The organism is Methylomonas sp. 2F7, from assembly GCF_057126975.1.
In genome coordinates this window covers 4,506,798-4,519,996 of record NZ_CP195203.1, presented here as the reverse complement: position 1 = coordinate 4,519,996, position 13,199 = coordinate 4,506,798, and the positions used below count along the sequence as shown (strand labels likewise).

Annotated in this window: 3 protein-coding genes; all 3 read left to right on the top strand. The window is 52.9% G+C overall.

The genetic code is table 11. From position 1 onward, the window contains the following. Positions 1 to 441 precede the first annotated feature (441 nt). The 3 genes from ACR64Q_RS20320 (at position 442) to ACR64Q_RS20310 (ending at position 13,197) form a co-directional block, all read left to right on the top strand. Positions 442 to 1,005, top strand: a complete 564-nt coding sequence (locus ACR64Q_RS20320; RefSeq protein WP_171697108.1) for a hypothetical protein — start codon at positions 442 to 444, stop codon at positions 1,003 to 1,005. A 645-nt stretch (positions 1,006 to 1,650) separates the two neighbouring features. Next, a complete protein-coding gene (locus ACR64Q_RS20315) occupies positions 1,651 to 10,911 on the top strand; it encodes a calcium-binding protein (protein ID WP_313732918.1) in 9,261 nt (3,086 codons plus the stop codon). Between the two features lie 144 nt (positions 10,912 to 11,055). Beyond that, positions 11,056 to 13,197 carry a type I secretion system permease/ATPase gene (locus tag ACR64Q_RS20310; protein ID WP_313732917.1) on the top strand — a complete coding sequence of 714 codons (2,142 nt, stop codon included), beginning with the start codon at positions 11,056 to 11,058 and terminating at the stop codon, positions 13,195 to 13,197. Positions 13,198 to 13,199: the final 2 nt, after the last annotated feature.

Genomic DNA, 13,199 nt, shown 5'->3' with positions numbered 1-13,199 from the left:
TCGTCTCGGTAAAGCGCCTTTTAGTGGATTCCACACACCTATCGTTTTGAGATGCGACTCATATCCCTAGCCGAACACGCCAAATAAAAAAGCAAAACCAATCACACAAGAGCGGTTCGCTAGGCCAAAAACCGAGACTTAGCTCAAAGATAATTTAAATAAATGGCTGCCGATTGGACTTTTGGACAGGCGTAGCCTAAAAAGCTTTCCGTGATAATGCGCTAACGCGGATTGTTATCGGCTACATCAGTCGGATGCAATAAAACGCAACAGCCACTCACTTACAGCCTCTAACTACATTTTATGGAACCGATTATTAATAGGGGACGTTCTTACCATATGTATACCAACAACCTTTTGTACGATAAATCGATTTGATGCCTTCAGGTCTTTTAGGAAACGGTAACCATTTTGACGATCACGGGAATAACTGAGATTGATATGAATTTGAATAGTTTGAAAATACGGCGCAATGCCCGCTGGTTATTGCGCCTTACGGCCTTGGTAATAGGACTATTTATTTATCAGAAAATATCAGCAAATGATGAACCTATACCTGTTTTTGAGCTAACAGAATCATTTATGGGACAACCTTATTACGTCATCAAAATTTATCGTGATGGTAAAGTCTATTACCATGGTGATATGGTCTTAGCACGAGGTAAATCAACCCAATCGGTTGGTGTTATCGGTGACCGTTATGCCGAATTAACACAAACGCAGCAAAATGAATTAATCGTATACTTTTTATCGATGCCCTTCGAGCTTTCTAAAAAATATGAAATGAAAAGAGGTAATGAAATTACTGGGCACAGAATAAATTACAAAGATTTTTACATGAGCATCTACATGAATGACCCTGTGTTTTACGCCGTATTAACAAAAAGATTAGATAAATTGATCAATATCCGACAGTGGGTATGCTTTCCGAAAGATCATCCAGAATACAAGACTTGTTTACTTCGCGATGATGCCCCAGATACTATCGAATCTTTTTTCAAGTAACTCATTTTAATTTTTACAATTTTCATCTGGATCAAACACATGGCTGATGTTAACGAAGATCAAATAAAAGCTGCACTTATTAGAAGCAACGGCTGGAATGGCGGCGGAAAATTGAATACCCCTCTAAAACTGACTTATAGTTTTGGCGAAAAGAAGATTCCCTATTGGAATGGACTTGATTATGCAATTGGTGAAGTTGTGCCTGGTACATTTGGTAGCCTATCACCGGGTCAAAAAGCTACTTTTGAAACTGCAGTTAAGCTATGGATGAATGTGGCAAACATTAATCTAATACCAACAAAACCTGACACCGCGTATACCGTTACCAACGGATCAACTACATTATCGTTTGGCGATATAGTCGTCGTAGGCGGCGAGCTAAAAGACAATATTTTAGGTTCTACTATATCAGCAACAAGTACTCGATCTGCTGATTCCGCTGGAGATATTGTTATTGGCAATACCGGGTCGGCAATTTACAAAAACAATCTCCTTCAGCCCGGCCAAACTGGTTTCAATACGATTCTCCATGAATTGGGCCATGCATTAGGTTTGAATCATCCTGTAGATTACGACGCATTAGATAAGGGCTTACCTTCGTCACTGCCTTTTCTGCCATCTGATCCGGGCCAACGCTACACCGTTATGTCATACAAACCAGTGACGGGAATATCGGGCTTTTTGGAATGGTGGGCTTCTAAACCCATGCTCTACGATATATTAGCGATACAAACCTTGTATGGTGTAAATACAACTGAGCCAAAACTTGATAATACCGGGGACAAAGCTTACAAATTCAAAACCGGTGCGGATGCCATCCAAGCAATATGGGATAGTGGTGGCACTGATACCATTGATGCCCATGAGCAAACCGACTCTGTCACAATCGATCTGCGACCCGGACATTTTAGTTTTGTTGGCACTGACGAAGGCAGCAGTCAACAGCAAATAGCTATTGCCTACCAAGTTGCAGGCCAAGAAAACAACTGGATCGAAAACGCTATCGGCGGTTCCAAAGACGACCATTTGATCGGCAATGCTGGCGACAACCGGCTTGAGGGCGGCGCCGGTGCCGATACATTAATCGGCGGCGACGGGATCGATACCTACGTAATTGAAGGCGACGACATTATCGTTGACAGCGGTCTAAACAGGATTATTTACCAGGGAAAACTTATTTCCGGTTTGTTTGTCGGTAACGGTAGTGGAACAACCTTTACTTCTCTTGACGGCGAGATTATACAGTTCCATTCACCCGGCCATCTGACGCTAAGTGCCGAAGATAGCATAACCTTTCTAAACCAAACTAGCGCTAGTGCATTTGCAGATAACGACTTCGGCTTTCATCTGCAAGAAACAGCAATCAATATTTCGGGTAGTCTTATTCCCCACGGTGACATCAAACCCCTCGACCAAGACCCCAACACCGACGGTATCCAGATTGGCACGGACGCCTTGGGCAACGTCATCGTCGGTACAGAAGCCGATCCGGGCCATGAAGATACTCTCTACGACGACATCGGCAACGACCGGTTGGAAGGCTATGCCGGCAGCGATATTCTGCTGGCGAATCGCGGTGGCGACAATCTGCTTTACGCCGACCAACAACAAGACTTTCAAGCTCTCTATAGCCAAGGCCAAACCACAACGGGAACTGGACAACGCGGCGACTTGTTGAGTAGCGGTGCAGGTAGCGATCAACTCTACGGCAGCAATGGCCGAGACGCCCTGGCAGGCGGGGACGGCGCGGATATTTTGCTCGGTGGCGGCGACGACGATTTGCTCTACGGCGATGGCGGCTTCGTCGGGGTCGGCAGCGGATGGAGTGTCAATGCCAGTGTACAACTTAGCGGAGCCAACTATCAGGCCTCAACCCTGAGCGGCAATGACATTCTTTACGGCGGTACCGGTAACGATATCCTGAACGGCGGCCAAGGTAGCGACGTGCTGGATGGCGGTGCCGGGCGCGATATTTTGCAAGGCGGCGACGGCAACGACGTTCTCTACTCTGACGAACAAAACAGCGAGGCCGCCAATGGGACGGATCAGGCCAATCTGAGCGGCGACTTTTTGTCGGGCGGTCTTGGCGACGACATGTTGATCGGTGTCACCCTATCCAATGCCTCCACGGGGGAATCCGGCGGCAACGACTTGATGCTGGGTGGCGATGGGCAGGACTGGGTCGATGGCGGCGGCGGTGACGACACCCTTTACGGTGATGCCAGCGGCTACGCCAACAGCAATTGGGCGGTGATACGCGAATTGACCACGGTCGGTACTACCACGACCGCAAGCGTGCAATTCTCGAATGCGGATGCGACAGACCTAGGGATTGGTTCTGCTGACACTATTTACGGTGGCGCTGGTAAAGACTGGATTTTTAGCAATCAGGGCGATGATGTTGTCGATGCGGGGATAGACGATGACGTGGTGTTTGGCGGATTGGGTCAGGACACTATTTTCGGTCGGGACGGCAATGATTTGCTCTTGGGCAACCATGGTATCAGCAGCCAACTCGGCGATGGTTCAGACTACCTTGATGGGGGTGACGGCGATGATAGGTTATGGGGAGACGGCGGCGATGATGTGCTGCTGGGAGGCTCTGGAAATGATGGGCTGCAAGGGGATGGCAATGGAACCATTAGCCAAGAACAAGGCGACGATTTGCTGGACGGCGGTGCAGGCAATGACCAGCTCTACGGCGACGGTGGCAACGATACTCTGATCGGTGGAACCGGAAATGACGATCTCTACGGCGGCTCGGGTTTTGATACCTACATCATCAATGCCGGCGACGGTATCGACCACATCATCGATAGCGATTCCGAGAAAAACAGCAAGATCATCTTCGGTAATGGCGTGAAGTCGAGCGATGTTAAATTGCGTTTGGGTTCGCTGATGCTCGATCTGGGCAACGGCAACGCCGTGCACATCGAAAACTTTGACCAGACCGACGTGTTCAACACCTCATCGGTCAGTAGTTTTGAGTTCGCCGACGGTACCACGCTCAGCATAGACCAACTCCTAGCGCGCGGCTTCGACCTGGACGGTACCGATCAGAACGATACCGTTCTCGGTACCAATACCACCGACCGCATCAACGGGTTGGACGGCAATGACCAGTTGGTTGGCGGCGCCGGCAACGACACCCTTTTGGGGGGTGCCGGCATGGATTATTTGCAGGGTGACGATGGGGATGATTATCTTGACGGCGGGGATGGCGATGAGCTCAGCACCCTAAATGGTAATGTACTGTTCAACGGCGGCCTTTCAGGCGGGGCCGGCGACGATACGATTTATGGCCGAGCAGGAAAGGATGAGCTGGTGGGAGGAGACGGGCAAGACCTGCTTGACGGCGGCACGGAAAACGATTTTCTGTTTGGCGAAGCCGGCAATGACAGGCTATTAGGAGGGGATGGCGATGACCAACTGAGCGGCGGAGAAGGCAACGACACGCTCACAGGCGGCGCAGGTGTGGATTATTTCAATGGCGGCGGCGGTGACGATACTTATCTCGATCTCACTGCCGAGGACGTGATATTTGACAACCAAGGCAGCGACACTATCGAATTGTTAGGTGCGAATGGGCTGGCTGCAACTGGCGGCCTCAGCAAAACCGGCAATTCAAGCGTGGCCGTCAAGCTGGATAACGGCGACACTCTAAACCTGATCAATGCATTTTATGGCACCCATTACAACCTAAAATTTGCCAATAGCTCGATCATCGACCTTGAGGCTATGATCGGCAACACTCTTACTACTGCCGTTTCCTTGGGGCTGGACGACAACGGCGGGCGCTTGTACGGTGGTGCCGGGGCGGATAACTTATACGGCGGTGCGGGCAATGACGCACTTAGCGGTGCCTTGGGTGCTGACAAACTCTATGGATATGCGGGTAACGACACTCTAAACGGCGGGGCCGGCAACGACACCCTGGATGCCGGCGCCGGTGACGATACTCTGATCGGCGGTGTCGGCCAGGACTTGTTGTTGGGCGGTGCCGGGAATGACGTGTATCAACTGGATGCCAATTCCGGTCCCGATCTGATTACCGATAGCCAAGGCCAAAATTTGATCCGTTTCGGTGCCGATCTCGATCAGGCCGCGCTGACCGTTTCGGTTCTAACCATTGCCGGCCAAACCGCGCTCACCTTGAAAGTAGCCGGCGTCGAACTGGCCACTATTACCCAAGGACTGACAACTTACCGCTTCGAATTTGCCGACGGCAGCCAAATGAGCGCGGACGAATTCACGTTGAATTTTCGCACCGATGCAGTCACCCAAACCGGCAATGACAGCGATAACACTTTATTCGGCGGACGCGCCGCCGACAGTCTTTCCGGCAATGCCGGCAACGACACACTGTGGGGCGGTGCCGGCAACGACCAATTGCTCGGCGGTTTGGGAAGCGACGACTATCACTACCGACTGGGCAACGGCCACGATATCATTCAAGAAACCGATGGCGCCAATGCCGGCCAAAGCTCGCAAGACCGCGTCGTGTTCGGTCCCGGCATCGAGGTAAGCGACGTGGTCTTTAGTCATCGAGCCAACGGTGATCTTTCGCTTAGCGTCGCCGGTCTGGCCGATGCCATCACCGTGGTCGGCTGGTACGCGGATCCGGCTCAGCGTGTGGAAAATTTTGTGTTTGCCGATGGCCAACAAGTCGGTGCCGATACCCTGCTTCAGCTGCCTTTAGCGCCGCAGCTTGGTGGCGGCGGCGACGATAAATTGATCGGGAGCGCGTTTCGCGACATTTTGCGGGGCGGCAACGGCAACGATCTGTTGGCTGGTAACGGCGGCAACGACGAACTGTATGGCGAAACGGGTACGGATAGCTATGTGTTTGCTATGAACAGCGGCGCCGATCAAATATTCGAAGTGGCCGGCGAAACCTCTATCATCGAACTTAACGATTACGATTTATCGCGCTTGGCCGGTACCCGCGTCGGCGACGACTTATTACTGAGTGTCAGCGGTGCCGGCGACAGCATGACCTTGAAAGATTTTTATACGCAAAGTCACGATTGGCAAGTTAAAACACCCTCAGGTACTTCGCTTAGCGTTGCCGAGCTGCTATCCAACAACGCAGCCTATCTGACCAGTCGTAGCGAGCTGACAGGCTTGCAGGATCATTGGCTCGCGGGTGTTCGAGATAGTGTCACTCAGGCGCAAAAAGCGGCAGGCATGGTAAGCACCGCCGGAGAGATGTCTTTTCAATTTGATATTAGCCAAACGGCGACCAGTTACACTCGGGCCAACGGTTACGGCGGATGGATGCCGTCGAATGGGGCTAGCTACACGTTTAATAGGCCAGCAGTGGCGATTGGTGGCGTCAGTTTTATACCTTATGCGAGCGACAACGCCAATATTAACTATCAAGTCGATTCACCCGGTTCTGTTCTGAAGAACGTAGTTGTGGACTGGAGCGGGCCGGAAGTGGCATCAAGCTCACGCGTATACTCCTCGACAACCGGACACTATCTGTACACTACGGAGCAAATAGTTAATCTTATTCTATCGCTAGGGGTTAGCGGTATGGAAAATCCTTATGTGTATACCGAAACCCCGCTGTATACCGCCACCACAACGACTACCCACTATATCGGCACGGTGCGGTCGATGACACCAGCGGACGGCACAGGCTACAGTGTCGACAATGTTCAGGCGCAAAACTTTTTCCAACTGGGTAACTATCCGACTACGCTGTCCATGTCCGTAGCAAACTCGGCTATCATCATTGACCAGATTACGGCGGGCGATAGTGATAACACTATTCATTATTCGGGCGACTTAGGCATTGTGCAAGGCGGGGCCGGCAATGACACCATTCGGGCAAATGGTTATGATGTTTCGATTGGCAATCAGTCGTTCGATAGCCAACTTTTCTTGGATGGCGGTGTCGGTAACGATTTGATTGTCGGTGGTCTCGATAGCGATACTATCGTCGGTGGCAGAGGTGACGACATGCTGCGTGGTGAAACGGGGGATGATCGTTACTACTTCCTCGCTGGCGATACCGGCACCGATCTAGTCTATGACGTGGGCTACGGTGGTCCAGTGGACAATGATACGGTGGTGTTCGGCGCGGGCATCACCTTGGCCAATCTCAGCTTCTCGTGGGGTAACGAAGCGTTGCCGGGTTACACCTATGGCAATTACGACGAATCGCGCCTCCGGATGTTTCAAACCTTAGACATCACTTGGCAACCCGGCTCTGTAGCCAGAATTGTCATGCCCACACCGTTTGTTAATAGCTATGGAACAACCGTTGTCAGCAACGATTGGGAGCAAACCGGCATCGAGTATTTTGAGTTTGCCGATGGCAGTCGCATGAGGATGACGCAAATATTGGCGTCGGCCAATGTGCCGGTTCGGCCTACTCTGGGCCGTCCAGGTGACAATATGGTGGCTGGTACGGTGGGCGCTGAAGAGTTGCTAGGATTATCAGGGGCCGACGATTTGTATGGTGGCTTTGGCGCGGATACGCTGATTGGCAACGCCGGCGACGATTGGCTGTTTGGCGGAGCCGGCGATGACCGCCTGGAAGGTGGGATGGGTGATGACAGTTATTATTTTCTAGCGGATGAAGTCGGGACAGATTTGCTGTATGACTTGGGGTACGGTGGAAACTATGGCGGCGGTTACGGCGGCGGTTATGGAGGAAGCTACGGCGGTGACTATGGTGGAAGCTACGGCGGCGACTATGGAGGAAGTTACGGCGGTGGCTATGGTGGAGATTATGGCGGAAATAACGACACTGTCGTGTTCGGTGACGGTGTCAGTCTATCTAACTTCAATTCTGCTTGGAACGAGGAAGCGCTGACCTCAGCAGCTGATGGCAGTACTCAGTGGTATCAAACCTTGGATATTACCTGGCAACCGAATTCTACCGTCAGAATCGTCATGCCGCGCGTCGATAGAAACGACGCCGAGAAGATAGGCATTGAATACTTCAAATTTGCCGATGGCAGTCAGATGACAATGGCACAAATGCTGTCGCTAGCCGGACCATCTCCTGAACATAGTCCCATCATTAACACCCCGTTGGCTGATCAAGTGGCGACGGAAGATATGCCTTTTTCTTACACTATTCCACAGGATGCATTTATCGATCTCGATGCCGGAGACAGCTTGCGCTATAGCTATGATAGCTGGCCTGGGTGGTTGAATTTTGATCCGGAAACCTTGACCTTTAGCGGAACACCGCCTTTTAGCGGCGCTACGGATCTTTACTCACCCAGCGATTGGTGGAACGTTAGAGTTACTGCCACTGATCGATTCGGCGCATCGATCAGCAATAGCTTTACGTTAACCGCAAATCCTATTAATAAAGTCACGGGGACCACGAGCGGCGACAGTCTGTTGGGAACGGCCCTAGCCGATGAATTAATCGGCCTGGCCGGTTCCGACCAACTGGATGGCGGATCAGGCACCGATAAGCTGATCGGTGGTTTAGGTGACGATAGGTTAAATGGCGGAGCCGGTGATGATCTGCTTTACGGTGGCGACATCTTGGATAATTCAGTTGCCACGCCGATTAATCAGTTAGTGGTCAATGCCAAGGCTAGTTTACTGAACGACGGGGTCGGTGCTCGGATGGATGTGTATATTGATGGCCTACTTAAAACCAGCTTTAGTGTCACCAATACCCAAAACTATCAAGCCTACACGGTCGACCCGGCATTGCTGGGTGTCGACGGACACCGGATCGAGGTGGTTTTCGGTAACGATAGTGCGATTGCTGGTCCACCGGCACAAGACCGCAATCTTTTCGTCAGCGGTATTGTTTTGAATGGCTCAGTCATTGCCTCCACTGCAAATGGTGTTTATTACGACATTGGCGCTGGGGCCGCAGCGTTGGACGGTCAAAACTTGTTGGCCGGTCAAGTGACAATGCCGTGGAACGGTGCTTTGCGCTTCAATCTGGATGGCAACGACCGGCTGGATGGCGGCATAGGCGCGGACAGCATGATAGGCGGATTCGGGAACGATGTATATGTCGTGGATAATGTTGCCGATACGATTAATGAAACGATCGATGCCGGCATAGACATGGTGCAGAGCAGCATAGACTATGATTTGAAAAACGCCGTTAATGTCGAAAATCTTATGCTACTCGGAACCGAGGCGTTCGACGGTATTGGCAATTCGCTAAACAACACCCTATTTGGCAACATGGTTGACAATTGGCTGGACGGCGGTATTGGAAGGGATCGTATGGTTGGTGGTAAAGGCGATGACTATTATATTGTCGACAACATTGGGGATATCGTCGTGGAAAACAGCGGTGAAGGTACCGATACCGTGTTGTCTGAGGTGAGTTACAACTTGTCCGCCAATGTCGAAAATCTTTCCTTGACCGGTACTGCCGCAATTAACGCTACCGGCAATACGCTGAACAATGTCCTGGAAGGCAACACCGGCAATAACACTCTGAATGGCGATGCTGGCGACGATATTCTGAAAGGTCAAGCCGGTAACGACAGCGTTAATGGTGGGGCCGGAAATGATGTGCTCTACGGCGGCGATGTCATTGATGCCCTGCCGGCCACCCTTGTTAACCAATTGGTGATCAACGCCAAGGCCAACCTGTTGATCGATGGTGTCGGCGCCCGGATGGACGTGTATATCGACGGCGTGCTGAAAACGACCTTCAGCGTCACCAACACCGCTGCTTACCAAAACTACACCGTTGACCCTGGTTTGCTGGGTATCGGCGCGCATCTTATCGATATCTCCTTTAGCAACGATGCCGCGATTGCCTCGCCACCTCAAGACCGCAATCTGTATATCAATACGCTCACGGTCAACGGGCAGAGCATCGCGAATACCGCCGACGGCGTTTATTACGATATCGGCGCGGGTACGGCGGCTTTGGACGGTAAAAACCTGATCGCCGGCCAAGGGGTCATGCCGTGGAACGGCGCGCTACGTTTTAACCTGGATGGCAATGATCGATTGGACGGTGGAATCGGCGCGGATACGATGGCGGGCGGATTAGGCAACGACATCTACATCGTTGGCGAAGCCGGCGACAGTGTTATCGAAGCCGCAAACGCCGGCATCGATCTTGTGCAGAGCAGCATCAGCTACGATCTGACTCAAGCCGCCAACGTTGAAAATTTAACCTTGACTGGTTTGGCAACTATAAACGCCACCGGCAACGCGCTGGACAATACCTTACTGGGGAATGCGGCAGACAACCGGCTGGATGGCGGCTTGGGCATCGACCGTTTAGCCGGTGGCCTAGGCAACGATACCTACGTGGTCGACAGTAATAGCGATGTGATAGTGGAAAACGCCAATAGTGGTATCGATACGGTCGAGTCTTCCGTCTCATGGACGTTGGGTGCTGAACTGGAAAACCTGACCTTGACCGGCTCCACAGCCATCAATGGCACGGGCAACGCGTTGAACAACGCGCTAAAAGGCAACAGCGCCGTCAACAGCTTATCCGCTGCGGCGGGTAACGATACCCTGGATGGTGGTGCAGGCGTGGATACGTTGACCGGCGGCACCGGCAACGACACCTATCTCTTGGGCCGGGGTTACGCTGCGGATACGGTAGTGGAGAACGATGCGACGGCTGGTAACACCGACATCGCCCAATTCTTGTCGGGGATCACAGCCGACCAAATCTGGTTACGCCACGTTGGCAACAACCTGGAAGCCAGCATTATCGGTACCGACGACAAGCTGATCGTTAAGGACTGGTATACCGGCACCGCCAACCACGTCGAGCAGTTCAAAACGACTGACGGTGCGTTGACCTTGCTGGACAGTCAAGTGGAAAACCTGGTGTCGGCGATGGCCGCTTTTGCCCCGCCGACCGCCGGCCAGACCACCTTGCCAACCGATTACCAAGCCGCGTTGGCACCGGTGATTTCGGCTAACTGGAAATAAGCTATAGGCAAGGCGCAGGGATCAGGTAAAAGCCGCTCGGATTAGTTAGTCTGACTCGATGCGGCTTTAGCCTTGGTTTGGTGCTCCGGGTCCCAATAACCCGTTTAATATTTTTACTCTCTTTTCAAGCTATTTTCGCGTGTAATGACAACTAATTCTCCCGCTAGCGGTGCTCCCACCGCTACCCTCGACACCGGCCTGGCCTGCCTGGCGATGCTGGCCCGTCTGCACGGCGTTGCCGTCGATCCTGACCAACTGGCTCACCAGTTTCGACCCAGTGGTCAGCTATTGGGTTGTGACGATATTCTGCTAGCTGCCAAGAGGCTGGGTTTGCAGGCCAAACGGGTCAAGACTTCACTGGCCCGCTTGGATAGGACGCCATTGCCGGCGGTGGCCGTTTCAGCTGATGGGACGTTTTTCGTCCTGGCCCGCGTCGATAACGGCCAAGTCCTGATTCACGACCCGGTCGCTGCCCGCCCCGAACAAATGCCGTTAGAGGCTTTCGCCGAGCGTTGGTCCGGCGCCCTGATCTTGTTCACCTCGCGGGCCTCGCTGGCTGCCGAGTTGGGCAAATTCGATTTCACCTGGTTTATCCCGGCCATCGTCAAATACCGCAAGCTGTTGTTGGAAGTGTTGTTGGTCAGTCTGGTCTTGCAGTTGTTTGCCCTGGTCACCCCGCTGTTCTTTCAGGTGGTGATGGATAAGGTCCTGGTGCATCGAGGTTTTACCACCTTGGATGTCATCGCCATCGGCCTGCTGGTAGTGACCTTATTCGAAGTGCTGCTGACCGGCTTGCGCGGCTATGTGTTCGCCCACACCACCAGCCGTATCGATGTCGAGTTGGGAGCCCGTCTATTCCGGCATCTGTTGAATCTGCCGATGGCCTATTTCGAAGCGCGCCGGGTCGGTGATTCGGTAGCGCGGGTTCGCGAATTGGAAAACATTCGGGCCTTTCTGACCGGCAATGCGGTAACGGTCGTGTTGGACTTGTTGTTCTCGGTAGTGTTTCTGGCGGTGATGGCCTATTACAGTGTGGACTTGACCTTGATCGTGTTGGTGTCCTTACCCTGCTATGTCTTACTATCAGTATTGTATACCCCGCTATTACGGGGCCGCTTGCACGAGAAATTCAATCGCGGCGCTGAGAATCAGGCCTTTCTGGTGGAAGCGATTTCCGGCATCGGTACCGTCAAGGCCATGGCGGTAGAGCCGCAACTGACCCGGCATTGGGACAAGCAGTTGGCCGGTTATGTCTCGGCCGGCTTTCGTACCGCCAGCGTCAGCCTGTTCGCCAATGCCGGTGTCACCTTTATCGGTAAATTGGTCACTGTGGCCACCATGTGGCTGGGTGCCCGCTTGGTGATTGATGGCGAACTCAGCGTCGGTCAATTGATCGCCTTTAACATGCTGGCCGGCCATGTCGCCCAGCCGGTGATGCGGCTATCGCAGCTGTGGACCGACTTTCAGCAGACCGGCATCTCCATGCAACGGCTGGGCGATATTCTCAATACCCGTGGCGAAGCCGCCGGCAATAAGAGCAGCTTGCCGCCGATACAAGGCAAAATCGGTTTCGAACAAGTGATCTTCCGCTACAATCCAGACGGCTCGGAAGTGCTACGCGGCATTACGCTGGACATCGCCGCCGGCGAAGTAATCGGCATCGTTGGTCGCTCCGGTTCCGGCAAGAGTACCTTGACCAAATTGCTGCAACGCCTCTATGTCCCCGAACGTGGGCGGGTGCTGGTGGACGGCATGGATTTGGCCTTGGCCGACGTCTCCTCCCTGCGCCGGCAGATCGGCGTGGTATTGCAGGAAAACGTGTTGTTTAACCGCAGTATTCGCGACAACATTGCCTTGACCGATCCCGGCGCGCCGTTACCGCAAGTGATCGCCGCCGCCAAACTGGCCGGCGCCCACGACTTTATCCTAGAACTGCCGGAAGCCTACGACACCATGGTCGGCGAACACGGCTCCACCCTGTCCGGCGGCCAACGCCAACGCATCGCCATCGCCAGAGCCTTGATCAGCAATCCGCGCATCCTGATCTTCGACGAAGCCACCAGTGCGCTGGACTATGAATCCGAGCGCATCATCCAGAACAATATGAAAGCCATCTGCCAGGGCCGCACCGTGATCATCATCGCCCACCGCTTGAGTGCGGTGCGCGATGCCAACCGCATCGTGGTGATGGATAGAGGCCAGATCGTCGAAGCCGGTAGCCATAGTGAACTGCTGACTCATGAGTTGGGGCATTACAGCCGGCTGCATCGGTTGCAGATGGGATAAGC